This window comes from Streptomyces sp. AP-93 (assembly GCF_022808175.1).
In the GTDB taxonomy this organism is placed as follows: Bacteria; Actinomycetota; Actinomycetes; order Streptomycetales; family Streptomycetaceae; genus Streptomyces.
Map to the genome: position 1 here is coordinate 255,936 of NZ_JALGBX010000006.1, position 23,891 is coordinate 279,826.

The 23,891-nt window shown below is 66.9% G+C and carries 31 protein-coding genes; 6 read left to right on the forward strand and 25 right to left on the reverse strand.

Annotated elements, in window-relative coordinates:
* Nucleotides 1-68: 68 nt before the first annotated feature.
* From MTF69_RS12785 to MTF69_RS12800, 4 genes are read left to right on the forward strand one after another with little or no spacing between them, the layout of a single operon-like run.
* Entirely contained in the window at nucleotides 69-476 is a 408-nt protein-coding gene (locus MTF69_RS12785; RefSeq protein WP_243333616.1) for a hypothetical protein, read from the forward strand.
* A complete protein-coding gene (locus tag MTF69_RS12790) occupies nucleotides 448-972 on the forward strand; it encodes a DUF6879 family protein (RefSeq protein ID WP_243333617.1) in 525 nt (174 codons plus the stop codon). Before MTF69_RS12785 ends, MTF69_RS12790 begins: the two co-directional genes overlap by 29 nt.
* 10 nt (nucleotides 973-982) lie before the next feature.
* On the forward strand, nucleotides 983-1,828 hold the full coding sequence (locus MTF69_RS12795) for a helix-turn-helix transcriptional regulator (protein ID WP_243333618.1): 846 nt from the start codon (nucleotides 983-985) through the stop codon (nucleotides 1,826-1,828).
* A 14-nt stretch (nucleotides 1,829-1,842) separates the two neighbouring features.
* A complete protein-coding gene (locus tag MTF69_RS12800) occupies nucleotides 1,843-2,031 on the forward strand; it encodes a DUF397 domain-containing protein (protein ID WP_243333619.1) in 189 nt (62 codons plus the stop codon).
* A 61-nt stretch (nucleotides 2,032-2,092) separates the two neighbouring features.
* Here the strand turns inward: MTF69_RS12800 and MTF69_RS12805 are convergent, their stop codons facing one another.
* The 13 genes from MTF69_RS12805 to MTF69_RS12865 form a co-directional block, all read right to left on the reverse strand.
* On the reverse strand, nucleotides 2,093-2,482 hold the full coding sequence (locus MTF69_RS12805) for a hypothetical protein (RefSeq protein ID WP_243333620.1): 390 nt from the start codon (nucleotides 2,480-2,482) through the stop codon (nucleotides 2,093-2,095).
* Nucleotides 2,479-2,823 carry a hypothetical protein gene (locus MTF69_RS12810; protein ID WP_243333621.1) on the reverse strand — a complete coding sequence of 115 codons (345 nt, stop codon included), beginning with the start codon at nucleotides 2,821-2,823 and terminating at the stop codon, nucleotides 2,479-2,481. Before MTF69_RS12810 ends, MTF69_RS12805 begins: the two co-directional genes overlap by 4 nt.
* The gene (locus MTF69_RS12815) at nucleotides 2,820-4,013 is read right to left on the reverse strand and encodes a hypothetical protein (RefSeq protein WP_243333622.1); all 1,194 of its coding nucleotides are present in this window, start codon (nucleotides 4,011-4,013) and stop codon (nucleotides 2,820-2,822) included. The genes MTF69_RS12810 and MTF69_RS12815 overlap by 4 nt, the downstream gene beginning before the upstream one ends.
* The gene (locus MTF69_RS12820) at nucleotides 3,994-4,227 is read right to left on the reverse strand and encodes a hypothetical protein (protein WP_243333623.1); all 234 of its coding nucleotides are present in this window, start codon (nucleotides 4,225-4,227) and stop codon (nucleotides 3,994-3,996) included. The genes MTF69_RS12815 and MTF69_RS12820 overlap by 20 nt, the downstream gene beginning before the upstream one ends.
* Complete coding sequence (locus MTF69_RS12825; protein ID WP_243333624.1) at nucleotides 4,224-4,574, reverse strand: hypothetical protein; 351 nt, start codon at nucleotides 4,572-4,574, stop codon at nucleotides 4,224-4,226. The genes MTF69_RS12820 and MTF69_RS12825 overlap by 4 nt, the downstream gene beginning before the upstream one ends.
* On the reverse strand, nucleotides 4,571-5,188 hold the full coding sequence (locus MTF69_RS12830) for a topoisomerase (protein WP_243333851.1): 618 nt from the start codon (nucleotides 5,186-5,188) through the stop codon (nucleotides 4,571-4,573). The genes MTF69_RS12825 and MTF69_RS12830 overlap by 4 nt, the downstream gene beginning before the upstream one ends.
* On the reverse strand, nucleotides 5,070-5,390 hold the full coding sequence (locus MTF69_RS12835; RefSeq protein WP_308401400.1) for a CHC2 zinc finger domain-containing protein: 321 nt from the start codon (nucleotides 5,388-5,390) through the stop codon (nucleotides 5,070-5,072). The genes MTF69_RS12830 and MTF69_RS12835 overlap by 119 nt, the downstream gene beginning before the upstream one ends.
* A gap of 223 nt (nucleotides 5,391-5,613) precedes the next feature.
* Complete coding sequence (locus tag MTF69_RS12840) at nucleotides 5,614-5,790, reverse strand: hypothetical protein (RefSeq protein ID WP_243333625.1); 177 nt, start codon at nucleotides 5,788-5,790, stop codon at nucleotides 5,614-5,616.
* 219 nt (nucleotides 5,791-6,009) lie between these two features.
* Nucleotides 6,010-6,828 (reverse strand): AAA family ATPase, encoded by an 819-nt coding sequence (locus tag MTF69_RS12845; RefSeq protein WP_243333627.1) that lies wholly within the window; start codon nucleotides 6,826-6,828, stop codon nucleotides 6,010-6,012.
* 88 nt (nucleotides 6,829-6,916) lie between these two features.
* A complete protein-coding gene (locus MTF69_RS12850; RefSeq protein ID WP_243333629.1) occupies nucleotides 6,917-7,354 on the reverse strand; it encodes a hypothetical protein in 438 nt (145 codons plus the stop codon).
* A gap of 118 nt (nucleotides 7,355-7,472) precedes the next feature.
* Entirely contained in the window at nucleotides 7,473-7,907 is a 435-nt protein-coding gene (locus tag MTF69_RS12855) for a hypothetical protein (protein WP_243333631.1), read from the reverse strand.
* A gap of 53 nt (nucleotides 7,908-7,960) precedes the next feature.
* Nucleotides 7,961-8,890, reverse strand: a complete 930-nt coding sequence (locus MTF69_RS12860) for a hypothetical protein (protein ID WP_243333633.1) — start codon at nucleotides 8,888-8,890, stop codon at nucleotides 7,961-7,963.
* Between the two features lie 16 nt (nucleotides 8,891-8,906).
* Nucleotides 8,907-9,176 carry a hypothetical protein gene (locus MTF69_RS12865; RefSeq protein WP_243333635.1) on the reverse strand — a complete coding sequence of 90 codons (270 nt, stop codon included), beginning with the start codon at nucleotides 9,174-9,176 and terminating at the stop codon, nucleotides 8,907-8,909.
* Nucleotides 9,177-9,496: 320 nt separating this feature from the next.
* Here MTF69_RS12865 and MTF69_RS12870 point away from each other — a divergent pair, with 320 nt between their 5' ends.
* Both MTF69_RS12870 and MTF69_RS12875 read left to right on the forward strand, forming a co-directional pair.
* A complete protein-coding gene (locus tag MTF69_RS12870; protein ID WP_243333638.1) occupies nucleotides 9,497-10,447 on the forward strand; it encodes a zinc-binding dehydrogenase in 951 nt (316 codons plus the stop codon).
* A 103-nt stretch (nucleotides 10,448-10,550) separates the two neighbouring features.
* Nucleotides 10,551-11,351, forward strand: coding sequence for an IclR family transcriptional regulator (locus MTF69_RS12875; protein WP_243333640.1), 801 nt, complete (start codon nucleotides 10,551-10,553; stop codon nucleotides 11,349-11,351).
* 56 nt (nucleotides 11,352-11,407) lie between these two features.
* Here MTF69_RS12875 and MTF69_RS12880 read toward each other — a convergent pair whose 3' ends face one another.
* The 12 genes from MTF69_RS12880 to MTF69_RS12935 form a co-directional block, all read right to left on the reverse strand.
* Nucleotides 11,408-11,908, reverse strand: a complete 501-nt coding sequence (locus tag MTF69_RS12880) for a hypothetical protein (protein ID WP_243333641.1) — start codon at nucleotides 11,906-11,908, stop codon at nucleotides 11,408-11,410.
* Between the two features lie 473 nt (nucleotides 11,909-12,381).
* Nucleotides 12,382-12,600: a hypothetical protein gene (locus MTF69_RS12885; protein ID WP_243333644.1), complete on the reverse strand. Its 219-nt coding sequence runs from the start codon at nucleotides 12,598-12,600 to the stop codon at nucleotides 12,382-12,384.
* Nucleotides 12,600-13,415, reverse strand: a complete 816-nt coding sequence (locus MTF69_RS12890) for a peptidoglycan-binding protein (protein ID WP_308401401.1) — start codon at nucleotides 13,413-13,415, stop codon at nucleotides 12,600-12,602. The genes MTF69_RS12885 and MTF69_RS12890 overlap by 1 nt, the downstream gene beginning before the upstream one ends.
* Nucleotides 13,416-13,424: 9 nt before the next feature.
* A complete protein-coding gene (locus MTF69_RS12895) occupies nucleotides 13,425-13,772 on the reverse strand; it encodes a hypothetical protein (RefSeq protein WP_243333646.1) in 348 nt (115 codons plus the stop codon).
* On the reverse strand, nucleotides 13,769-15,208 hold the full coding sequence (locus MTF69_RS12900; protein WP_243333648.1) for a tail fiber domain-containing protein: 1,440 nt from the start codon (nucleotides 15,206-15,208) through the stop codon (nucleotides 13,769-13,771). Before MTF69_RS12900 ends, MTF69_RS12895 begins: the two co-directional genes overlap by 4 nt.
* Nucleotides 15,209-15,256: 48 nt before the next feature.
* On the reverse strand, nucleotides 15,257-17,005 hold the full coding sequence (locus MTF69_RS12905; RefSeq protein WP_308401402.1) for a siphovirus ReqiPepy6 Gp37-like family protein: 1,749 nt from the start codon (nucleotides 17,003-17,005) through the stop codon (nucleotides 15,257-15,259).
* Entirely contained in the window at nucleotides 17,006-17,845 is an 840-nt protein-coding gene (locus tag MTF69_RS12910; protein WP_243333650.1) for a phage tail domain-containing protein, read from the reverse strand.
* Nucleotides 17,842-21,840, reverse strand: a complete 3,999-nt coding sequence (locus MTF69_RS12915) for a hypothetical protein (RefSeq protein WP_243333652.1) — start codon at nucleotides 21,838-21,840, stop codon at nucleotides 17,842-17,844. Before MTF69_RS12915 ends, MTF69_RS12910 begins: the two co-directional genes overlap by 4 nt.
* A gap of 3 nt (nucleotides 21,841-21,843) precedes the next feature.
* Nucleotides 21,844-22,104 (reverse strand): hypothetical protein, encoded by a 261-nt coding sequence (locus tag MTF69_RS12920; protein WP_243333654.1) that lies wholly within the window; start codon nucleotides 22,102-22,104, stop codon nucleotides 21,844-21,846.
* Between the two features lie 110 nt (nucleotides 22,105-22,214).
* Nucleotides 22,215-22,553 (reverse strand): phage tail assembly protein, encoded by a 339-nt coding sequence (locus MTF69_RS12925; protein ID WP_243333656.1) that lies wholly within the window; start codon nucleotides 22,551-22,553, stop codon nucleotides 22,215-22,217.
* Nucleotides 22,554-22,603: 50 nt separating this feature from the next.
* Nucleotides 22,604-23,341 carry a hypothetical protein gene (locus MTF69_RS12930; RefSeq protein WP_243333658.1) on the reverse strand — a complete coding sequence of 246 codons (738 nt, stop codon included), beginning with the start codon at nucleotides 23,339-23,341 and terminating at the stop codon, nucleotides 22,604-22,606.
* 75 nt (nucleotides 23,342-23,416) lie between these two features.
* Nucleotides 23,417-23,881, reverse strand: coding sequence for a hypothetical protein (locus tag MTF69_RS12935; protein ID WP_243333660.1), 465 nt, complete (start codon nucleotides 23,879-23,881; stop codon nucleotides 23,417-23,419).
* Nucleotides 23,882-23,891 lie beyond the last annotated feature (10 nt).

A 23,891-nucleotide genomic window follows, 5' to 3' on the forward strand; every position in this document is an offset into this window, starting at 1 on the left:
CCCGAACAGTCAGACGAGCATTTGAGAACCGCGCAAACTCGTGCAAGGCAGAGGACGGGAGAGCGACCGTGAAGCTACGGTTCTTGGGTAAGAACTCAACTCCGGGCGACAGCCCAACGTTGTACGCCACGGACAGGGACAGCTACGTCGTGCAGGGCTGGAAGATCTTCGCGAACGACCTGCTGATGCAGCTCGACGTGCCGCATGGGCACACGGCAGTCGAGGTTCCGACCGAGCTGTTCGAGCACCTGACCAAGGACGGTCTACCGTCCGGGGAGATCAAGGATTTCTCGGCTCCGATCGTGATCCGCACCGGCGAGGGCACGTGCGTCGTGCAGGGCCCCGTGATGCGCGACCTGGAGGCCTTGAGTCAGATGCGGCTGCCCGACTACGAAGACTGCATCGAAGTCCCGCGATCCGCGATCTTGAACCTCCTGGAGGAGAAGAGTGGACCTGATCACCAGCGCCCAGCGTGACGAGCTGTTCAACAGCTTCGAACGCGACGCCTTCCACCTGGAGCTGAGGGACGACTACGGCTCGCCCGTGGAAGACACGCCGTACGCGCGCTGGCAGCGAGGCGAACCCGACGACTTCGCGTGGCTCGGCCCGTGGCGAAAGCTGATGCGCCGCGCGACGGGCGAGGGCAAGACTGTACGCCGCGTCCGCGTCGTGACGGAGCCCCACTCCCAGTACGTCACGTGGGAGCACTCCAACACCGTGGAGAACCTCGCAGTTGGGGAGGACATCCGCTGGCTTCCGCGTCACCAGATTCCCGAGGGAATCACGTTTCCTGTTGAGGGCAACGACTGGTGGCTCTACGACGACAAGCTCCTCGCGGTCGGGCACTTCGACAGCGAGGGCCGCGTTCTGGGATCCGAACTGATCACCGATCCGGTGATCGTGGCGGAGTGCGTCCATGTGCGCGACCTGCTCTGGGGGCTGGCTATTTCCCACGGTGAGTACAAGCCCTGATCATCGGACTGTGAGTACCGAGGCGCAAGATCAACGAGAGGCGCTGGGCGCCCGACTGCGCGTGTTCCGCCGAAACGCGGGATACGCCAGCGGGCGTTCCTTCGCGGTGGCCGTGGGCTTCCACGAGTCCAAGGTCTCTCGGATCGAGCACGGCCGGCAGAAGCCGAGCGAGGACGACCTTCGAGACTGGTGTGAGGTCACGGGGCAGCAAGATCAGCTTCCGGACCTCGTTGCCGCGCTGCGGCACATAAACGAACTCTGGCTCGAATGGAAGCGCCAGCTTGCCGACGGGGCAACTTCAAGGCAGCAGAAGGCCATACCGGTTTACGCCAGGACCAAGCTGTTCAGGATCTGGCACCCCACCCTCATCTGGGGTGCCCTCCAAACTGCGGACTACGCCGCAGAGACCTTCAAGCAGGTCGTCAGTTTCTACGACATCCCCGACGACATCGAGTCCGCCCGGGATAAGCGCCTGGAGCGGCAGAAGTACCTGTACGAGGGAGACCGGGCCTTCCACGTCCTCCTGGCAGAGCAGGCCCTATTCAGCAACTTCGGCGGTCGGAACGTGATGCTCGCACAGCTTGAGTGGCTGCTGAACGTCATGCGGCTACCCAGGCTCAGCCTGGGATTCGTCCCCCGAGATGCCCCGCTCTGGATCTGGCCCGGCAACTCGTTCTCGATGTTCGACGAGAAGCTGGTCCTGGTGGAGACGTACTCCGCGGAGCTCACCGTAACGAAGCCTTCGGAAATCGACACGTACGTCAAAGCCTTTGGGCTGCTCAAGCGGTCAGCGGTCTACGGCGACTCCGCCAAGGAGCTGATCCGTGGTGCCATCCGGCACTACGACCGGTACTGACGAGGAAAGATGAAATGACTCAACCTCTGAACTGGCGGACAAGCACCTACACGAGGACGGACAACTGCGTCGAGGTCGCGGACGACGTGCCCGAAGGCGTCATGGTGCGCGACAGCAAGTGTTGGGATCGCGGCACCATGACGGTGGGCTCCTCCGCCTGGTCTTCGTTCGTCGACTACAGCAAGGTGTCGGACCGTTCCTAGGGGCGTCCGGCTGCTCAGAAACGCCGGCCTTGGCGATCCTGCGATCGACAAGGCCGGAAGCCTACGAGGATGCCTCGCCCTCCAGGGTTGCGTATCCGTCAACGTATATGTCCCCGTTGAGATGCGCGGCGATCTTCCCTACCCCTCGCTCGCACCGATACCGCGCGGCCCTGGCCGTGACCCCTTGTAGGACTCCAGCCTCATCGTCATGCACGTCGGCGCCGTACCGGAGCAGCAGGGCTTGACGCTCGGCCAGCGAGAGGGGGGCAGTCGCCCAGCCCCGCCGGATATCGGCGAGGTGGGCGAAGAGGATTCCCGCGGACTTCTTGTCGATGCTTCCCTTCGGCATGTCGGCGTCAGGGGCCGTGGGATTGCGGATGCCGTAAGCGGCCTCTACGTCCCAAACGGCCGGCAGGAGATGTTCGACGAGTCGCCGGTCATAGCCGCTCACCGCTCACCGCTTCCTGCCGCCTGCTGAGCGGCTTCGTACGAGGTGTGGCTGACACGGTGCCGAGCCTCGGTAAGCCAGCGGTCCCGGAGACGCTGGGACACCCAACGGTGCAGCAGGCCGGGTCCGGACTCGGAGAGGATGCGTCGGACGTCGGCGGATCGCTCGGCGCAGACGAGGACGGCTTCCTGGAAGGCGTCGTCGTACTCCAGCGTCAGGCCGTAGTCGCGGGCGAAGCCGCGGGCGACCGCTTTGGCCACGCTGTCGACCTGCGGCTCGGCGAGTACGGACCAGTCGGCTGCCGTGGCTTCGGCTGATTCGGGATCGGCGAGATCCAGGTTCATCGGACCACCTCCTTGACCGGCACCTGGCCGTCCTTGGTCACCATGACCATGAGGCCGGGCGCCCCGACTGTTCCGGTGCGATGACGCCACCAGGTCGACTCGGACTCCATGGCCGGGACCTGCGCGAAGGTTCGGGGACCATCGGTGTCGATCAGTTCGTGGTGGAGGTGGCCGGCAAGCAGCAGATCGGCGGTGTGCATCGCGGATGCCTTGTTGAAGGACTGGCCCTTCCACCATTCGAAGTGCCGGCCAGCGCGCCACTGGTGGCCGTGGGCATGGGCCACGACGGTGCCGGAGCAGTCCACGACGACCGTGAGTTCGTCAGAGTCCGGCACGTAGATCTCCACGTGGGCGAAGTCCTCGCCAGCGAGCGCCAGGGCCTCGTTGACGGAGATCAGGGCCTCGGTGTCGTGGGAGTCGTCGTAGCGGGTCACGCCCTTGCCTCCCGGCCGTACTGCTTCACCGTGATTACCGGGTACGGCAACCACCGTGAGGCGGGAGACCAAGGGCGCGAGCTTCACGATGGCGTACGCCATCAGGCGACGGGTGAGGCGGATCTGTTCCGTGAGGGTGAGCTGAGTCCGCCACACGTTGGCGCCGCCCTGGCTCACGAAGCCCTCTACGTGATCGCCGAGCCAGGCCAGGTGAACGTGGTCGATGGTGAAGCGCTTGCGGTATTCGGAGAGCAGCACTGCGGCTCGATCGATGCATTCGATCGAACGGCGGAGCGTCCCTTCCGGCCCGTCGCCGTCGGCCTTGCCGAACTGCATGTCGCCGATCGCGATCACGTAGGACCACTCGCCCTCGGCGCGCTGGGCCAGGCGTACCGGCGGGGTGTAGTTGTCGAAGACGGTGAGCAGCTCGTCGACGCTGGGTCGCTCGGCAACAGCACCCTTGCGCCGACCGAAGTTGAAGCGTGCCGAGACACCGGTCTCGCCGCCCGGCATCGTCCACTCGGACGAGCGGAATGCCGTGACCTCCCATTCGGCAGGGTCGAGCTGGTGCGCGCGAAGCACGTCGGCCGCAGTTGACTCGGGGTCTATGCCCTGGGGGCCACGGACCGTGACCTCTGCGGTGTCTCCGGCCACTTCAATCTGTCGGGTGTAGTCCCGCTCGGGGTCGACCTGGCGGGCCGGGAGGGAGGGCCCGACGGGCTTGGAGAGGAGTTCATCAAGCAGGGTGTCGCTCAAGGGCGGTCACCCCTTCCTGGCGCAGGTGGCGCCGGTAGGTGCGGATGGTTGAGGCGGACACCCGATGCCCGTATCGGTCGAGAGTCCAGACGAGGTCCTCGGCCGCCGTGTCCTGGAGGAGGTGACGCTCGAATGCTTCGCGTTCGCGGCCATCCAGGGCTTCCCAGATCGCCAGCAGGCGCGGACCGGGGCGGCCCGGCAAAGGGCTGCTCATGCGGCTTCCTTGGCAAGCTGCTCGACGGCTGCCGTTGCCAGGGCGGCCACCTGGATGAGTCCGGCGCGGGCGGTCGCGGAGTCCGCTGCGGCGATGGCCGCATTGAGTACGGCCAGGAGCTCGGCGTCCCAGCCGGGGTGGTCGGCCAGGGAGCGGGCGAAGGCGATCTCGGCCCAGCGGTCGGCTTCGCGGCGGTAGTGCAGGCGGGCACGGTCGGGCCGGAGTCCTCCGCCCAGCGGGCGGTCCTCGTCTGGCAGCGACTTGCGCTCGGCCCGTACTTCGGCCAACACGGCAGTGGTCGGGTCCGGCCTGCGGGACTGCCGCTTCACAGGGGGCTTCTCGGTCACTTGGACTTCTCCTTTTCGAGCAGGTCGTACAGGGCCTGGGCGCCTCCGGCCTTGTAGGTCTCGGTGACGTCGCCGACGTGAAGCCGTATCGGCGAGGCTGAGCGGAGGCCGCGGGTCACCTTGGCGGCCATGCGGGCGCCGGCATCGTCCGGGTCCGGCCAGTGCCAGACGCGGGAGAAGCCCGCGAGCATGCGGCGGTGCCTTCCGAAGAACATCTCGACCCCGGGAGCCGAGACGGCGTTCCATCCGATCTTCCGGAGGATGATCCGATCGAGCTCGCCTTCGCCGAGGTGGATCTCATCTCCGGCCTGGTGGATGGAGTCGACGCCGTAGAGGCGGGGCGGATCACCCGGGATCGTGTTGTATTTGCCGTGGCCCAGGGCTCGGTGATCGTGCTCTTCCAGGCAGCGGAAGCGAATGGTCAGCGTGTGGCCATCGTGGGCGAGGTAGGGGATCGCGAGCATTCCGCGGTAGCGACCGTGACCGGGCAGGGGGTCACTGACGACGCCAAGCCGGTACGTAGCCACCTCTTCCTCGCCGATCCCTCGTTCGGCCAGGTAGCGGGCGGCGTCCGCCGTAAGAGCTGCCTGATAGATGTTCGTCGCCTCCTCCAGCATCGTCCGCTGGGAGGCCGAGAGAGGCCGCAAGGGTTCGCGCTCCGACAAAGGTGGTGCTCTCCTTCTGCATGATCAGGTTGTACGAATCGCCGCCTTGGCCGCAGCTGTGGCACTTCCAGAGGCCCTTGTCCTCGTCCACGGAGCACGACGGGGTGCGGTCCTCGTGCAGCGGGCAGGCGACCATGCCGGTCCGGGTCATCGAGACCCCGTAGTGCTCCAGGACCGCGACCAGGTCGGGCTTCGGTTGGTCCTCGTGGTTTTGCCGGCCGATGTTGCGAAGTCTCACGCGACCCTCCGTCCGCGAAAGTGAGTGGCCTGCCTGTCCCACCCGAGGTCGTCGAGCCCATCGGGCTCGGACTCGTCCAGGAGGTCAGAGAGCTCCCTCGCCAGGCGTCGGTGCTCGGCCATCTCCTCGAACTGCCTCACCGCTCGGCCTCGCGGGAGAGGCCGAAGTACTCGGACACCGTGGTGAGGACGTAGGCGTCGCGCCAGCTCGCACCCCGGCGGCGGACGACGGCCACGGCATCCACGCCGGACGGGTCCAGCCCGCGATGGCGGGCGTAGTTGTCCCGCTCGCGCACGGCCTCACGCACGAACACGCTGGGCTCGAAGGTGGCGTTCTTCGCCTCAATGACGAGGGGGCGCCCGTCTGGCCTCCGGACGACGTGATCTCCTTCGTCGTCCTTGCCAGTGAGTCGGAGGCGTTCGATATCGAACCCTGCTTCCCGAAGCCGGTCGCGAAGCTCCGACTCCCAGTCAGCCCCTCGCCGCCGGTTCCGGCGGTTTCGCGCCGCTATTTCAGTCAACTCTTACATTCCTCACTGCTTCAAGGCGTCGAGAGGGGACCACTGGCGTGGTGCGAGCGCGGAAAATCGGGTGACGTCTGGGTGGCAGCGCAGAGTGGCGTACCGGCGGGCCGTGGGATCGGATGGCCCCATGCGCTGCTTGATCACGGCGATGCGGTATTCGAGGCTGGACGGGTCCAGCGCCACGGAGAGCGAGAGCTCGGGTTTCTCGCTCAGCCCGCCCTTGACTTGATCGCGGGACGGCGGGGCCCACGGGTCGCTCTTGGCCTCCCAGCTCTTGTCGGAGGCGTGGTGCAGGACGATCACGGTCGCGCCTGTCGCGCGGGCCAGCTCGGTCAGTCCGCTCATCACGGCCATCTGCTCGGTGTAGTCGGACTCCGAATTCTCAAAGTCCATGAGGTTGTCGAACACCAGGACTTCCGGATACGCATCCCAGAGCTCGATGTATGCCTCCAGCTCCTCGTCCACGTTCTTCCAGGTGATCGGGCTACCGAAGGAGAAGGTGATGCGGCTATCGGCAAGGGCAGACAGGTACTCCTGGCGGTGCCGGCCACCTGCCGCCATGCCCGCCTCGACCATCTCGGTCGTGTCGCCGGTAGCCATGCTCGCCAGACGGGAGGAGGCGGTGAAGGCAGACATGTCCGCCGAGAAGTACAAGGTGGGAAGGTTCATCTGGGCGACCCAGTAGAGCGCCAGGCCAGACTTCTGGGTTCCCGACCGGCCCGCGATCATGATGACCTCGCCCTGTCGGGGGCGGCAGCCGATGTTGTAGAGGGCCTCGAACGCGGCGATCCGAGGGAGTTCGCGGCCCGCTTCAGCGTGGAGGGTCAAGGACCGTCCAGGGGTGAGCACTTGATCGGCTCCAATCATGAAGGGGAGGGGGCGACGTCGAGGCCGCCCCCTCCTGTTGGCCGATCTGTCAGTCGAACGTGGGCGCTGCGGTCACCGCGGCTTCTACGGCCTTGTCGCGCTGCTCGGCGTACGCGATGACCTGGGTCCGGGTGGCCGGATCGTTGACCTGGCGCCAGACCCAAGCGGGATTGGCGCCGGGCTTCGTCGGCGGGATCTGGGCGACGGTGACGAGCACAGCGCTGCCGACCATCGTCTCCAGGTCACGAGCCAGGACCGTCTGTTCGATCCGCATCCCCTGCGAGACCTCGGGGGTCAGCGACGAGAGCTGCTCCGGGGTCCGGAAGATCGATACGGTGCAAAGAGCGCTGTCCTTGGGGCCGTTGGGCGTCGGCCGCTGCCGGTCCCACGCCGAGACTTCGACGAGGATGGCAGCGGCATCGACGGCCTCCTTCGGCTTGAACCAACCGCCGGCCTGCGTCGGGATGTTCTTCAGGTTCAGGGTCACTAGTGCTGATCTCCACTCTTTCGGTGAACGGGGTAGGGGGTGTGGGGGAGGCGTCGGGGCTTCAAGGGCCCGGCGGCGAGGACGACGGCGACAGCCGCGCCGAGCAGTCGACGGCCCATCACGACGCCTGAAGTGCTCGGCCGCGCGCCTTCCAGGCGTCCATGACAACCGGCTCCGCGAAGGCGGCCTGGTTGGCCGCCCAGAGGCGGCGCAGCTCATCAGCGGCCTGGCAGGCGGCGATCTGCTCCAGAACGGCGGAGGCCGGGCTACCGGTGGGGCCACCCTGCGGCGCGGGGGGCGCCGCTGTAGACGCCTGCGGGACGACGTGGGCACCCAGGCCGGAGGTGATGGCCTCCGCGCTTCTGGCGAGCTGACTGACCTCGACGAGGATCTCGTGGAGAGTGAGAGAAGTTACACTCTTACTTTCGAGCCCAAAGAAGGAGCCGAGCTCGTCGCGAAGACCGCTCGCGGTGCCGCTGAAGACAACCTGCGGGGCGGTCCCGCCGTCCCCGCATGGGACTTTGATGGTGATTGACAGGGCCTCTTCGGGCATCGCTGTTCCCCTCATGTGACGACCGGGCCTCCCCGGTGTGTAGTTACACTATATCAAACGATTCGCTGGACTGAACTCTCGAACGCGGCGAGCGCCCCCCGAGTTGCGCGCATGCGCCGGATGTCACGTGCAAGGAGCGCGGCCTCCCACCCGATCCGCAGGTCCGCCCAGTACAGGGTGCACTGCGCCTCCCCTGCGGGCAGGTGGATGATCACGCCCCAGTCCCGGCATACCTCGGCTGCTTCGGCGTAGGCGGTCGCGGCCTCGTCGGCCGGCACGGAGGTCTTCCGCCACGCGGCCAGGGCCTTCTTATCGCGTCCGTCCACGGGGAAGCGGGTGTGGTCGTAGCGCTCGCCATGGGCGTACACGGCGAGCTGGCTGGCCATTTTGAGGCCGCCGTACTGGACCGATCCCGTCTTCAGGTCTCCGATCAGCAGACCCTCGAAGTGTCGGCCGTCAGGCCCTGGGCCCGAGTAGCGCAGCAGGCGATCGAAGGTGCCGCCGACGCCGAGCTCGTCCACGACGACGAACCGCTCGATGGCCACGGTGTCGAAGCCGGCCATCGCCATCTTGTACGCGGCCATATCGGCCAGGTCGCGGTTGGACGTACCGAGAGGAAGGGGCTCCCCGCGGTCGACGGCCTCGGAGAGCGTGTGCAGGTGGGTTCCGTGCTCACGCTTCCTATTAGCTCCGGCGAGGCTCACGGCCCGCTCGGCAAGCTCGTCCAGCACCGCCTTGTCTTCCCGGCTCTCGGAGTTCAACTCTTTCACTCGCGCCACGAGAGCTGGGTCGCGGGACGCACCCACGAGAGTCATGCGGGACTTCCAGGCGGTCAGGGCCGTCTTGTCCTCGATGCAGTCGATGTACGTCGTCGTCCTCGTCAGCGGCTTGGGAGTCCCGCCGGTCTTGGGTACGACAAGAGGGCGCCCCCACCCGTCCCGAGGGACAGCGCGGGCCGGAAGGTCGGTCAGAGTCAGGGGCAAACTGGGCTCCAGGTGGTTATGCGGCGGTCTGTAGGTAGAGGCGTACGGAGTCGTCCGCGAGCAGGGTCGGCTCGCATTCGTCCTGGTCAAGGAGCCCCAGGCCGCGTTGCTTGGCGGCCTGGAGGATGCGGCGCAGGTGGTCCGGAGCGTGACCAGGGCTGACCGTGATGTGGCAGTCCGACCGGTCCTCGGCGACGTGCAGGGCGACGCCCGGCAGGTACAGGACCTCGGCTCGCCTGATCGGCTCGGCTTCACACATGGAGACCGCCCCCTGGCCATGCATCATCCGACGGCTCCTCTCCCCGTGCCGGCGCTTCCCCGCGCCAGCGGTCGAACGTTCGTGCGAGCCTAGATCCTGCCCGCAGGGCTACCCTCCGGTCAACCCTTGCAAACCCTACTGGACTCAGAGCTTCCGTTCGGAGTGATTTAGGCCCCTTTTCGGGAATTGAAATAACCTTTCATTTCGCCATGCGAAATGGGGCGGGTCTCGTTTCACGTGGTGAAACGAGGGGAGGCGTCGGCCCGTTTCGCCACGTGAAATGACGAGATGAATCCTTCGGGGGCCTCATAAAGTGGTGGATACACCTAACCGAGTGAAGGATCAACATGCGAGCGATTGTGATGACTCAGGCGGGCGGCCCGGAGGTGCTGCGGCAGATGGAGGTGCCAGACCCGAGAGCCATCGCGGGCCACCACGTGGTGACCGTCTCGCGGTCCGGGGTCAACTACGCAGACATCCACGTGCGGCAGGGGGACTACCTGGCGCAGGTCGAGTACCCGATCATCCCGGGCAATGAAGTCATGGGAACCCTGCCCGACGGGCGCCGCGTCGTGGGCTTGTGTCAGGGGGGTGGGTATGCAGAGAAGGCGGTGGTGCGCCGCCTGCTGACCTGGGAGGTTCCGGACGACGTCAGCGACGATCAGGCCGTCGCCCTCACCCTCCAGGGCCAGTCCGCGTGGCACCTGCTGCACTCGGTGATCAGGATCACAAAGGGAGATTCGGTCCTGGTGCCGGCCGCCGCTGGCGGTGTCGGCTCCCTCGCGGTGCAGCTCGCCAAGCTTGCCGGAGCCCGTGTCGTCGCTCTGGCCGGAGGGCAGGACAAGGTCGAGCTCGTCCGAGGGCTGGGGGCAGACGTCGTCCTCGATTCCTCCCTGGACGGGGACCTCGCCGCCCGAATTCTCGAAGCCAACGAGGGGCCGGTGAGTGCCGCGCTGGAGATGACGGGAGGCTCCGTTTTCGACTCAACTCTCGCTGCCCTCGCCCCTCGTGGCCGGATGGCCGTTTACGGATGCGTGTCCGGGGACCGTCGCTCACCGTCGATCACGGAGCTCATGCAGCAGTCGCAGTCGGTGTCGGGCTTTTGGCTTCCGAACCTGTACGGCGTTCGATACGCGTTGCGGGACTCCATGGCCGCCTTGTTCGAGGCCACGGCGCGCGGAGATCTGCGGCCTGTCATAGGTCCCTGCTACAACAGTGATGAGGCATCAAGGGCGCACGCGGACCTTGAGGCCCGACTGACCGTAGGCAAGGTAACGATCAAGCAAACCCGGCAGTAACATCGATCTCTAAGCCCGCGCTCCGCAAAGGCGCTGGCTTGGGACCACAGGTATTCGCGGCGTCGCCGGGGAAGGCGGCGCCGCGTTTTGTTCAGGGGAAGTAATGACCACGGTCAAGGGCACGGCGCACGGTAAGCGAGTATTTCTAGTCCAGCGAGCTTTCGCTGACCTCGACGGGGACTGTCACGGGCCTGCGGCTATCGCCAAGGCGACCGGCCTCGACCGGGCAACCGTTTACCGAGTTCTTCAGGACGGACTCGCTGACGGAAATTTTGTCCAGGTGAAGGAAAACGGCCGTCAGCTCTACCGTCTTGGCCCCGGAGCGTTTCGACTCTCGATGCAAGCGCTTGCCCAGACCCCCGATGAAGAGATGACGCACGCCGTTCTCGACAAGCTCCAGCGCTCTACGGGCGGGCTGGTCGCCTACTACGCGGTTGTTGGAACCCGGCGCATCTGCACGGACTACGCGATCGGCGACTTCGACCCCAAGTCCATCGGCATCGACCCGTTCGAGCTGGTCAAGTACAGCAGGTCGCTCCGCACGGGTGCCAGTGGGCGTGTGATCCTGGCGCACATGCCGGCGCCGTTCCAGGAGAAGGTTCTCGCCGAGCAGGTACCGGAAGGTGTCGGCCCCGGCGTGATCCGCGACAACGACGTCCTCGTCGAATCGCTCAAGGACATCATCGACTCCGGATTCGCCATCGGGCGCCAGGAATGCATGAGCGGCTGGGACTCCGTCGCAGTCCCCGTGATGTGGGACGAGACGATTCAGGGATCGCTCCTGCTGTGGATTCCCGCGCAAGAGATGCCCGAAGACACGAGCGCGCTGGTCGCCGCAACGCTTATGGCCGGTGACATGCTCAGCCGGATCGCCTCGGCGCCCGGCAACGCCTCCGCGGCTTAGTCGGAAAACCAGAACGGGCCACCCTCAGATTTCCTGGGGTGGCCCGTCGGCGGTTTTCAGATATCCGTACTGCTCGCGCTGTCCGAGCGGCGCGGCTTTGCGGGATCACCGCGCCTGATCTTCCGGACGATGTCCGCGTCGCCATCTTCCCGGGGCACGAGGAAGAATCCATCCTCGGTCGTAGGGTCGTAGTAGACGACAGCCGATTCCTCTTCGAGCGACTTCTTCCAGGATTCGAGGCGGTTGGCATCGGCTTCCGCTAGATTTTTAAGATTCGAGTCGCCGTTTGCAACGGCGCGACGCCGGGCCTCGAAGCGGAGCATCACCAGGTCGTAGGCCCACCGATGCTTCTCTTCAACCTGCCAGGGAATCAGGTCGTTATCGCGGGTGATGCGAAGTGGCAGGTCGTTGCGGTTGCGGTAGACCGCCCAATAGGTGGGGGTGGTGTCGATCCCGTACTTCTCTTTGTACGTCGCCACCATCCAGGCATACGACTTGCCTTCCTTGAGCCAGCGCTTCGCCTCGTCGTGGTTCTGGACTTTGCTCGCACGGCCCATGAGTCCACCCCTTCTGGTTTGATGGTTCTCTCGCAAGTGCATGGCCGTTGTTGCGGCAGCAGGCACGGCTCTACAGTGGCATGTAATAGTTGGGCGAGTCAAGACGAACGAGGAGACGTAAGGGTTGTGCTGATCGAAGTAGAAGTTTGCGACGTCTGCCGACGGCCTGGCGTACCGGTCGTTAGTTACACCATTACGGAGCCTGGTAGCGGTCGCTCCGGTGCCACGGTCCGGTGCAGCGACGACGCCGCGCCCTTCGAGGATGTGCTCGGCCCGCGCATCGAGAGCGCAGCCCCCGCCGAGGTATCCAAGCCCCGGCCGGCAGCGAAGACCGCTGCAACCTCGGAGCCTCAGCGGCGACGAACCCGCAAGGTCACGACCGTCGCGGAGATCGAAGCCGCGAAGGCTGCGGGCAAGGCATAGAGGCATGACGAAAGGCCCCCACCAGCGTTTGCCGGTGGGGGCCTTGTTCGTTACTCGATGTCCTCACGGTCGGACGGGGCTACGACGCCGAGGGCGGTCAGGATCTGCACGATGACCGCGACTTCGGGACTGTCCGCGTAGACGATCGCCGCGACGCTCACCGCGACGCCGATCGCGGCCAGGATCGCGCCTGCGCGGGTGCGGTACCGGACGGGCAGCAGACTGACGAGGCCGAGCGGCTTGGAGCCGGGCATCAGCATCTTGCTCATCAGCGGCCTGCCGGAGCCATCAGGCGGGACCAGGAGGACGGGCCCGGGTATCCGTCCGCGTCGGAACCGCTCCAGCCCTGCGCCCGCTGGAACGCTGCGGTGGCCGAGCGGTCGACCTCGGTGAAGCGAGGGCCGGGGCCCTCCTTGTAGAAGCGGCCGAAGCCGTGGGCAACCAGGCGCTGACCGAGAACGGTGACGGCCGGGTGGGTCTTACCGAGGACGAATGCACCTCGGCCCGGGAACGGAGTGCTGTTCCCGCTGTCGCCACCAGTGCCGCTGACGGGCATGCCCGCCTGCACCCAGGCGTAGAGCTTCGGGCCGGGGCAGGCGGTCGCGATGCCGTCGCGGTGACCGCGCTGGAGCAGAGTCCGGCCGGTACGCCGGCACGCCTCGTCGTACAGGGCTCGGGCCGAACGGAGGGCCGCGTCCGAGGGGGACTGGTCGCCACCGATGGCGATCTGGACACCGAAGCCGCTCACGTTGTGTCCGGGACAGTGGGCGCCCTGGAGGGTCCAGCCTCGCCCCTCGAAGACGACGCCGTTCTGGTCGATGGCGAAGTTGTAGCCGATTCCGGCCCACCCCTGGCCGAGGTGACCGCGTTCGATCGCCTGTGGGACCGAGTTGCCGGTGCGGGCGATGGCGTCGCCGCCGTCGTAGTGGACGAAGAACTCGGTGCGCTGGGAGAGCGCGACGTGGCTAGGGGTGCCGTTCCACGGCTTCGCGCCCCAGGAGCCGCGGGAGACGATGTTGATGCTCAGGAAGATCTCCTTGGATATGGCGAAGGCCCCGTCCGGAATTCCGGCGGGGCCTGGTATTGGTGTGGGTCAGTTGGCTTCGGTGAGGTGTCGATCGAGGCGCCCGGCTACGGCCAGGCGCTCAACACGCTCGTGGGCGATCTCGCGCCGCAGGGATGAGAGCTCTTCGGCGTGATGCTCTTGGCCGTCGAGGACCCGGTCGAGACCCCGGATGACGCGATCGACGTCATCGCGGAGGTTCGTGGTGTGGTCGTTGGAGACCTGATCACGGGCCTCCTGGGCGTGGTCGCGCACCTCGGCGAGTGCGGCACCTTGGCGACGAACGAGCTCGACCAGGACGCCGACCAGCGCCACCAAGACGGCCCCGGCCGCCGAGATCAGGGCGGCCTGAGCCGTAGGCGCGAGGGCTGTGGTCACGGGGCCCCCGCGAGCCGGCCTTCGACGGCGGCGAGCCGCTGCTCCAGAGTGGTGATGCGCCGGGACTGGTCCTGAACAACGGGCAGCAGAGCAACGCCGAGCAGGTCATACCGGAGGGCGTCGATCTGCCCCTCCTCGTTGTACGTGACGATCTCGGGGAGGGTCCGTGCGACCTCCTCGGCGATCAGGCCGTACTCGTTCTTGCGAGCATCAGGCTTGTCCTCGGTGGGCTTCCGGTCGTAGATCCGTGGCCGCAGTGCGAGGACCCCCTCGGGGCGGATCGCGATGTCCCGGACGTTCTCCTTGTAGCGGATGGAGCTCGTGTTGCGGCAGAAGGTGCCGTCGCCCTCAACCCAAACCGCGTACCAAGTACCGGAGCCACTGGCCGAGTTGTTGTGGGGCTGCTTGGAGCCGTTGGCCCAGGAGATCGTGCCGCCTGAGTCCAGGTACTGACCGTGCCAGTGGTCTGTCGGCGGGAACTGGCCGGGCTTGCCCGAGATGTCGCTCCATCCGTGGGAGTGCCCGGAAGGGGGGAACGCGGTCGGTTTGCCGGAGACGGCTGCCCAGTCGTGTTGGTGCGTCGCAGGGGGGTATGAGCTCGGCTTTCCTGTGACCTCATCCCAGTCGTGCTCGTGGCCCGCCGGAGGGAAGGTGCTCGGCTTGCTTGTGACGGACGTCCAGGAGTGCGCATGCGTGTCGGGCGGGAAGGTGGTCGGCTTACCGGTGACTTCGCCCCAGGGGTGGGTGTGGGGTCCGGGGGGAAGGGTCGCCGGGGCGTCGCTGATGTCCGCCCACTTGTGCCCGTGCGGGCTCGGGGAGAAGGTGCTGGGCTTGCCGGTCAGGCTGGACCAAGAGATCGGCGGGATCAACGAGGTCCAGGCGGAGCCGGACCAGTACTCGAAGGCATCGGTGCTGGTATTGAGGCCGACCTTGCCCATGCGCGGTGACGTCGGGCGGGTGGAGGTCGTCCAGACGCCGACGGAGCCACCAACGAACCGGCGATCAGGAGTGATGGCTGCTGCGGCAATGGTTGTGACACCTGCGCCGACGGTCACGGTGGCGAGCGGCAGCTCGTAGATGCCGGTGTCGGTCTGGGTGAGCGCGGGAGCCGCCGCGCCGGCCGTTCCCTGAAGGACCGCGAGCACGATGGAGTTGGCTGCCGGGTCGAGGCGAAGGATGATGCGATCGGTGCGGGCCGTTGCCCCGGCCGCCGCGATGGGCAGGGCTTCGGTCGCGGTCGAGAGGACGGCGTGCCCGCGTAGGACTGCGAAGCCGCCCGTCACCTTGACGGTCATGGCGGTGCCGTCGGCGCTGGTGAAGAAGTTGGAGGCGGACGCTGAGGCTGCGATTCCGGAGTCGGCGAACTCGCGGAACAATAGGCCGAATTGGGATTCGGAAACTGCCTGTCCGTCGAAGGGGTATGAGGTGATGGCCAAGGGTTCTGGGTTGTCCTTAGTGGTGAGGGAGGCTGGGGCCGGGCCGTCCTACGCTGAGGTGTCCTGGCTCTCGAAGGCGACCTTGCGCCACGGGGTCCATCCGCCGCTGTCGGCCCCAGTGCGGAGCCACTCCTCCACAGTGGTCGGGCTGAGGCGTAGCCACTGCTGGGATGCGAAGGTGCTGCCGGACGGGCGGATGGTGCGGAGTACGCCGAACCGTCCTCCTGCGCCGAACTCCCACCCTCCGTCGGTAGCCTGGTCGGAGTTCATGGTGAGAGTGGAGACCCCTGCGGGGTAGGTGCTGGGCAGCGCGGCTTGAGCCACGCCCGCAGGCGGAAGGATCGTGTCGAAGGCGCCCTGTCGCCAGGCGCTCCAGCCGGTGGATCTGTTGCCGCCCCGGTGCCACTCTTCATGCGTCGTGGTTGCGGCGTGTACGCGGCTCCAGGTCTGGGAGGCGTCCCCGTTGGCACCCCTGATGGTGCGGAGGAAGCCGTACTTCCCGCCGAAGTCCCAGCCCCCGGCCGTTGCGTCGGCCGCGGTGAGGTAGAGGACGGACGCGCCGTTCGGGTAGTCGGGTGGTGGCGCGGCCTGGGTGAAGCCTGCTGGGCTCAGCTCCCGGGGGCCGGGCGGTACGGGTTCCGCCGTGCGTTCGAGGGAGGAGATGCGGGAGTCTGCGGCCTGGGCTTGCCGGGCGGCAGCTGCGTTGGGGTCCAGGGGCACCGGGTCGCCGAGGAGGGCTCCGGCCTGGAAGCCGCCGTCACCGGCTTTGATGATCACGCCCGTGACGGGTGCGGTCAGCTCTCGTCCGCCCGCGATCACGGTGACGCGGTCGCCGAGGCCCCAGTCGATGCCCATCTCCATCGTCGAGTCCTCGACCGGGACGGCCTGCACGGCGGTGCCTGTGAACCCGGACTCGGCCAACACCTCCCTGCCGGCCTGGGCGAGTTCGGCAGCATCGTTGGTATTGCGCTGGTCGACGAAGCGTTCGATGCGTCGCCCCCAGGCGGATTCAGCGGCGATCGAGGTTGCATCTTCGATGGGTAGGAGAGTTCGGGCTTCCTGCTCGCCCTGGCCAGCGACGATGACCCGCGTGGCGCCGGGGGTGGAGACGGCCACTCGCTGACCGGCAAGCGTGCCTGCCGCAACGTCCAGACGGACTTCGCGGGTACGGTCTGCCGTCGCCGTGGTCTCGAACATCAGCTGAGAGCCGCGCTGCACGATCCTGAAGGCGAGGCCAGCCGGGGCGGCGATCTCGGAGAGGAGTTCACCGAGGGGCGGAAAGCGCGCCGACTTCGTGGTGGCGCTTCCGCGAGCGAGGTTCACCCCCATAGTTAGCGACGGCCGTCGTCGGGCGGGTGGGGCACTGGGGCCGACGTTGGCGGCTACGTACGCGTGCATCAGGGATTCCGCGGGCCCGGTGCGGGTGTCGTGTCCGACCTTCTGCTTGGAAACGTCCGGGTTGGAGGGCTCGGGCCAGGCCAGCATGTCGGAAAGGATCAGGCTGTCGGTGACGCCGCTGAAGACGATGGACCCGCGTCGGTCCTCGGGTGTGGCGGCGTGCTCGTAGGCTGTCATGGGGCCCGAGGCCAGGACGTCGACGGGGCCAGTGATGATCAGGCCCGAGCCGGGGGTCAGGAGTACGTCGGCGAGTTCGTGTTCCGTGGGCAGGATGAGGGTCCAGGACCCGACATTGTTATGGGTGATCTCCAGGCTGAGGGTCAGGTCCTCGGGGCGGATCAGGCCGACACGGGTCAGGTCGGCGCGGCGGACTTCAACGGTCAGGTCGGACAGGTTCAGTTAGATCACCATCCATCTTCGGGGCCGCCAGGAGCAGGTGACACGGGATGCGGTGGTGGCGTCGAGGAGGCTGACACCAGCGCTGGAGATGCCAGGTGGCAGAGTCCAGAAGCGGGGTGCCGTGTCCAGGAGGGCGTACCTGTTCGCGCCCTTGGTGTCCTTGACGGTTCCCGCGCGGGTGTCGATGATCAGTCGCTCTTCCGCAGCGAGGGTTCCGGTCCATCGGAGAACCTCGCCGCGTGGGGAGATGAGGGTGAGGTCTTTGCCTGGCCCGACGATTTCCCAGGTCGGGTAGGCGTCCACGTCACCGGGGTTGTCCACGCTGATCTCGCCGATGGCCTGGCTGGAGGCGACCGGCAGCGAGGCCAGGCCTGAGAGAAATGGCTTGGCGGAATCAGCGCCGATCCGCTCCGTCGAGATGACGGAGGAGTGGAGGTACGGATCGGGGGCGCGCAGGGTGATGGTGGTCTGCACGTCCAGGCCGCCGGCATAGGGGTAGTCGCCGCCACCGACACGGACGACGAGGGTGGACCACCGCACGCCCTCCTCGTCGATGACGATCAGGCGGCAGGGGCCGGACAGCATGCGGGCCAGCCGCGAGACGAGCTGCTGGAGGTGCGCTCGGTCTCTGCCGACGATGTCGAGGGGGAGGTCCATCTCTCGGGGCAGGACGCGTTGGCCCCGGTAGCGGGCGCCGTCTCCCGCGCCCTCCAGCCACTGGGCGGCAACGGGGGGCAGACCCAGGCCGGTCATGCCGGCCAGGGCCTGTATCCCGCTGCCTGTCTGTTCGCCCTCGTCGAGACGCAGGGTGTCAACGTCGTTCTCCAGTACCAGCGTCACCAGCCCACCATCCGAGCTCGGCCAGCCGCGGCGAACAGGTCCTCTTGCGAGGAGAGGCTGTTGCCGGGTGCCGCGTAGTAGTTGAGGATCTTCGTCGTCCCGCTGGTTGCAGGGGCTGCCGCCATGGCGCGGCCGACGGCAGCGGACAGGCCGCGCACCGCGCTGGGGCGGGTGACCGTCCCCGTGTCAACCAGGTCGTCCACCGCGCGGGCGACTCGGGGCCGCTCAGCGGTGATGCCTTGGGCGAGACCCTGTCCGATGTATCCGCCCAGCGTGGCGAAGACCCTGCTGGGGGAGTGGATGCCGAGGGCCTTCTTGATCGCGTCGACCATGGCGTCCGCGATCTTCAGCATCTGCTTCTCGATGTCCTGCTGCTTGACCTCCAGGCCCTTGACGATGCCTTCGGCGACCGCGATGCCGTTGGCGTACATGGCATCGGAGGCGGTCTTACCGGCCTGCTTGGCGTACTTGGCGAGCTCGGCCTGAAGGGCGTTGATCTTGGCAATGCCGTCCTTGCCGGCCGCAGCAATCGACTCGGCCGCAGTGAGCCCGGCCTCGGGTCCAGCCGTGGCGATCTGGTCGATCGCGGTCTGGGACAGGCCCTTGGCCTTGAGTACGGCGAGTGCCTTGGCGAACCGCTTCGCCTGATCGACCGCCTGCTTCAGGTTGGTGACGATCCCGCCGAAGGAGCCGTCCTTCGCCTTGGTGACGTCGCCCGTGTCGATGATCCGGTCGACGACGCGGCCCGCGTAGTCCTGGGCTTCCTTGCGGAGTTGGACGAGCTTGTCGCGCGCCGCCTCCAGTCGCTTCGAACCCGCCTCCCATTGGGCGGCCAGCTTCAGTAGCTGGGTACGGTCGCGGGCGATGCGGTCACGCAAGCCCTGCGAGGCGTCCTTCGGGATCTGCGCGGTGAGGTTCTGGAGAGAGTCCTTCACCTTGCCGTACTGGGATTCCAAGCCCTTGATCAGGCCCTTGATGATGATCTGGCCCGCCTCGTAGAGAAGGATCTTGTCCTTCTTCGGGGGGCCCTTCCAGTCCTTGAACTTCGAGGTCAGGCCGCCGAGGGTGTCCTTGACCGAGCCGAACATGGACTTGATGCCGTCGATCAGGCCACTGATCAGCTTCTTGCCCGCGTCGATCAGAGCCGATCTGATCCCGCTCAGCACCGACTGGGCCTTGCCCGGAAGCTCGCCGACCGTGCGTACGACCGTGAGCATGCCGTCCTTGACGGCGTCCTTGATGCCGTCCCAGGCTCGGGAGCAGAGGGTCTTGATGCCGTTCCAGGCGTCGTCCCACAGGGACTTCAGGCCTGACATAGCGGAGCTGCCAAGGGACTTGAGGGTGTCCAGGAAGGAGTTCCACAGGCCCTTGATCCCGCTCCAGATGGAGGACGCCTTGCTCTTGATCGCGTTCCAGGCGTCGTCCCAGAGGGTTCGCAGTCGGGACATCGCGGATCGGCCGAGCGAGCCGAGGAGGTCGAGGAATCCGTTCCACAGGCCCTTGATCCCGTTCCAGATGGACGAGCTGAGGCCCTTGATGCCGGTCCAGGAGCTTTCCCACAGGCCCTTGAAGAGACCGAGGATCTTCTTGCCGACGCCGAGGATGCCGATGTTGATGAGGATCAGGAACGCGCCCTTGATCCAGTCCCAGATACCGGATACGAAGGACTTGATGCCGTTCCAGACGCGTTCCCAGTCGCCTGTGAAGATGCCGGCGAAGATGTCCCAGACGCCTTTGATCATCTTGAGGGCGCCTTCGAAGACCATCGCCACGCCGTTGATCGCCTGTGTCAGGGCGTCTCCCAGCAGCTTTGCGATGAAGACGATGGCCGGAGCCAGGATCGGCATCAGAAAGTCGACGACAGCGGTCAGGACCTCAAGGAGGGGCTTGACCGCTTCGGCCACCCGCGCCAAGGCGTCGGCGAGGGGTGGCAGGACCGCCGCGACGATCTCGGTGATGACCGGGATCAGCGGCTTGATCACCGCTTCGAGGAGCTGGAGGGCTACCTCAATCAGCGGGCTCAGCGCGGCGGCGACCGTCTGGAGGGCGGCCGAGACGACGGGGATGATCGGGGCCAGGCCCTCAGCCATGGCCGAGATGATTGGCTGGAGCCCTTCGGCCAGCTGAACGACCAGGGGCGCGACCGCCTGGACGGCGGCGGTCAGCAGCGTGCCTAGCAGGTTGACGATTGGGATGATCGCGGGGGCCAGGGCCGTGAAGGCCATGGCCAGCGGCGTGATAACCGCAGCTACCAGCGGGCCGAGCATTGCGGCGAAGGCCCCGACGACCTGCATGAGAGCGCCGAGCGCCTGGCCGACGGGGGCCATGGCCGGCGCGAGGTCGGCAACGGCAGAGCCGATGCCGTTGAACATCGCGCGGATGCCGTCGGTGACGGCGGGCTGAGCGAGTGCTGACGCGATGGCGTTCAGCGCCGTGCCGATGATCCCGCCGACCTGCGGAAGAATCGTTTCTGCAAGCTGAGCGAACTCCGCGAAGAGGTTCTTGACCGCCGGACCTGAGGTCGAGGCGATCTGGCTCATCGCCTCGTGGGCGGCACGGAAGACGCCGGTCAGACCCTCCTGGAAGCCCGCGCTGTCCACAGTGCTGTGGATGCGCTCCAGGGTTCCGGCGAGCATGCCGAGCGAGGAGCCGCCAGCGGCCTCGGCCGCACGGGCGATTCCGGCGAGGATGCCGCCCGTGTTGTAGAGGACCGAGCCGAGATCCTTCAGGGACTGGATGCCCTGGTCGATCTCGGCCTTGAGGCCGTTCTCGCCCTTCCGTTGAAGGAAGCCGTCGAACTTCTCCGAGATGGAGACGAACCAGGTGGCCAGTTGGGGGAGGTAGCTGGTGCCGACCTTGCCGAGGGTGGCGATGATCGACGCGAAGGTGTCCGTGCCCTGGGTCGCGTTGGCGATGGACTGGGACAAGTCCCGGAACATCTGGTCCAGGGCCGGGGAGAGCGAGGTGCCGAGGTTCGTGGCGAGGCTGCCGAAGAAGCCGCCCAGGGCGGTGGCAGTGTCGGCGACGCCTGTCCGGAACTTCGGAAGCAGGTCGTCGACCATTGCCCTGATGGGCTGTTCGGCCTGCGCCCAGAAGTTCGTGCTGATCGTGTCCTGGAGTCCAGCGAGGGCGCTCTTGACCTCCGGGATGACCTTGTTGAAGTCCTTGAAGGCGGCGATCGTTACGCCAAGGCCGACCGCCATGCCGCCGAGCAGGCCCGGCAGGAGCAGGCCGGCATAGCCGATCTGCGCGAGTGATGCGGACAGGGCGGCCAGGTTGGAGGCCGCGGAGAGACCCCATGCCGCGAGGCCGGAGATCGCGACGGCAAGCGATCCGATGATCGGTACGTTCTTGTCAAGGTTCTTCAGCGTGTTGCCGAGCTTCTCGAAGATCGAGTTGATCACTCGGGCGCCGCTGAGCGCGGCGAGCGCGGTGCCGACGCGGGCCACCGCGCCGTTGTCCAGCTCGGGAAGGATGGGCACCGTACGAGGGCGGGTCAGCACCTGGAGACGGGCCGAGACCGCAGCGCCAGCACCGTTGGCGATGTCCAGCTCGACCATGACCTTCAGCGGCGAGACGTCGCTCGCCCAGTCGTTCAGCTTGCGCTTTACGTGGTCGGCAGACTGCTGGTCGAGATCGAGCTCAACCTTCCCCGTGGCCTTCAGGTCGTTGACCTTAAAGTCGATCTTCTGTGAGTTGGCACGGTGCTGGAGCTCGCGCGCGGCATTCCGTACGGCTGTTGCCATGCCGTCCGTGGATATCGTGGTGTAGAAGCGGATCTTGCGCGCGTCCGACTGCCGGTTCCGCGAGTTGATCTTCCGGAGCTCTTCGATGAACGCCTTCGAGGCTCCGGACATGTCGATCTTCGTGCCGACCTTGAGCTTGTCGAGCTGCTGTTCAATGCGTTCGAGCTGCCGCTCGGCCTGTCGACGGAAGTCGTCGGTATCGGGGAGGACCCGGATGGCCACGCGGCCGATCACCTGCCCTGCGGGCATCGGTCACCTCCCTTGGAACTGGGCGTAGAGCTGGGCGACGGTGACCGCCGGTCGCTGCTCGGGTTGTGGTGTGGTCGCCTTGGGGCGCGGGTATTCGGGCAGCTTGGGGGCCTTGCCCTTCGCCCACTGGCCGGACGCCCTCGTGTTGGCGTTGAGTGCGTCGAAGAGATCGGCCATCAGGTGCCGGTCCTGCCCCCAGCCGAGGAACTCCCGTCCGCCTGCGGCGAGCGCGACCGTGAGGGAGGTGTCGGGAAGCCTCCGCACGAGAAGAAGGACGAGAGCGGGGGAGGGGCCTCGGCCCGCGATGACGTCGGCGAGGTCAACGCCGTAGTGCAGCCGCAGGTCCGGGTACAGGCCCTCCCCGTAGTCGTCGATCAGGCGGCAGAGGCCGAGGCTTCCCCCAGCTGGGTGCTCCGGCCGTAGGCGTCGAAAATCTCGGCGAGGAGCGCGAGGTCACCCGACACGGCCTCAAGTAGCGCGTCCGCGCTCGTCGGGCGCTCGGCAACGAGACGGATGGCCTCGGAGAGCAGGAGCTCCTGGTCCGCATCCTCGGCGCTCATGCGGTCCTGGAGCTTGGCCAGCTGGTCGCGCCGCTCCTTCGGGAGGCGAAGGGGGTTGAGTAGACGGACGGTCTCGGCGCCGAGGTCGATGTCGGTGGAGCCGTATCGGGCCTCTGCGGCGGTGCGGATGTCGTCGAGGGAGTACGAAGCCATGGGGGAGGACCTCCGAGGTAGGGGTGCTGAAATTGGTGAGGAAGGGGGGATCAGGCGATGCCGGCGGCCCAGGCCGAGCCGGTCCACTTCGCCTTGGAGCCGTCGCCGAGCACGACGTGCTGGCCGGTGGTCCAAGCAGTCGCGGGCGAGGCAGTGACGCCGGTCAGCGTGGCGAACTTGGCCGGGGCGCTGGCTCCGGACGGCGTGAAGCTGCCGGGAGTGCCTGCGGTGGCGCCCGTGGCGATGGTTCCGCCGAGCGGGGTCACGGCGTAGGTCCACGAGTTGCTTCCGTGGACCATGGGCTTCACCCCGAGGGGCAGACCGGCCAGGCTCTCCGTGTCCGCGATAGACATGTCGTCGGCCCTGTAGATCTCCGACTTGGGCGCATAAAAGGCAAAGTGGTTCTCACCATCGACGAAGACGGCGAGGAACGCGGCCTGGGTGGGGACAGGCTCGGCGGGCACACCAACGGAGCCATCCAGCAGGATGGGGGCGTTGGCGCCGAAGTACAGCTTTAGGGCCGGGGCGTCGAACTGCTGGAGCGTAAAGGTCATCTGCTCCGTGCGCTGGCTGTACTTCGTCCGAAGGGACTTGTTCTGGAGAGTGCCGATGGTGGTGGCCTCGCCGCCCTCGGAGGTGAGACCGAAGAGGTCCTCCAAAGAGGTGTGGCCGACGGAGGACCACGGCGAGGTGGGAACGAGCAGGTTGTCCGGCATCGGTGTTCCGACCGGGGCGGTGAGGTAGTTGCCGGTGCCGACGACAAGGGTCGCCGAGTCGTTGATGGGCAAAGAGCGGTTCCTTCTTGCGGGCGCACGCGAAAGCCCGGCCTGCCGAAGGGCGGGCCGGGCTGGTGCCGGGGGTGGTCAGAGAGGGAAGGGGCGGGCGCGCGGCTTCCGGATCGTGATGTCGAAGATGGACTCGTATCGCCACACCCCGGTGGGGAGGTCGGCGTACTGGACGGGGCCGGTGGCCGTGGCCCAGTCCGAGGCGCGGCGTCCGGCGGAGTTCATCTCGACGCGGGTGAGGTGACCGCGACCGGGCACGACGACGTTGTTGAGCCAGGCGTCGCGCAGGACGACGCGTGTGGCCTCGGACAAGATCGCGGCGTCCTGGTCGCCGTCGGGGTCTTCGGCGAAGCAGTTGACGACGACCCGGGCAGAGTCGGTGAAGCGCGTGTCGCCGTCCCACGCTCCGAAGCTCGGGTCGCGGCGGACCAGGACGAGCGGAAAACGCTGGTTGCGGTTGATCAGGGATTGGACGCGGATACCGGGGAGGCCCTCGCGGAGAACGGCAAGGAGGAGGTCCTCAACCGGGCTGAGCTCTGCCAAGGCCTTGATG

What these genes read in the sequence shown, in the direction of transcription:
- MTF69_RS12800 (WP_243333619.1), top strand. Translation starts at nt 1,843, where the DNA reads ATGACTCAACCTCTGAACTGGCGGACAAGCACCTACACGAGGACGGAC.
- MTF69_RS12810 (WP_243333621.1), bottom strand. Translation starts at nt 2,823, where the DNA reads ATGAACCTGGATCTCGCCGATCCCGAATCAGCCGAAGCCACGGCAGCC.
- MTF69_RS12820 (WP_243333623.1), bottom strand. Translation starts at nt 4,227, where the DNA reads ATGAGCAGCCCTTTGCCGGGCCGCCCCGGTCCGCGCCTGCTGGCGATC.
- MTF69_RS12835 (WP_308401400.1), bottom strand. Translation starts at nt 5,390, where the DNA reads ATGACCCGGACCGGCATGGTCGCCTGCCCGCTGCACGAGGACCGCACC.
- MTF69_RS12855 (WP_243333631.1), bottom strand. Translation starts at nt 7,907, where the DNA reads ATGCCCGAAGAGGCCCTGTCAATCACCATCAAAGTCCCATGCGGGGAC.
- MTF69_RS12865 (WP_243333635.1), bottom strand. Translation starts at nt 9,176, where the DNA reads ATGATGCATGGCCAGGGGGCGGTCTCCATGTGTGAAGCCGAGCCGATC.
- MTF69_RS12870 (WP_243333638.1), top strand. Translation starts at nt 9,497, where the DNA reads ATGCGAGCGATTGTGATGACTCAGGCGGGCGGCCCGGAGGTGCTGCGG.
- MTF69_RS12875 (WP_243333640.1), top strand. Translation starts at nt 10,551, where the DNA reads ATGACCACGGTCAAGGGCACGGCGCACGGTAAGCGAGTATTTCTAGTC.
- MTF69_RS12880 (WP_243333641.1), bottom strand. Translation starts at nt 11,908, where the DNA reads ATGGGCCGTGCGAGCAAAGTCCAGAACCACGACGAGGCGAAGCGCTGG.
- MTF69_RS12885 (WP_243333644.1), bottom strand. Translation starts at nt 12,600, where the DNA reads ATGAGCAAGATGCTGATGCCCGGCTCCAAGCCGCTCGGCCTCGTCAGT.
- MTF69_RS12915 (WP_243333652.1), bottom strand. Translation starts at nt 21,840, where the DNA reads ATGCCCGCAGGGCAGGTGATCGGCCGCGTGGCCATCCGGGTCCTCCCC.
- MTF69_RS12925 (WP_243333656.1), bottom strand. Translation starts at nt 22,553, where the DNA reads ATGGCTTCGTACTCCCTCGACGACATCCGCACCGCCGCAGAGGCCCGA.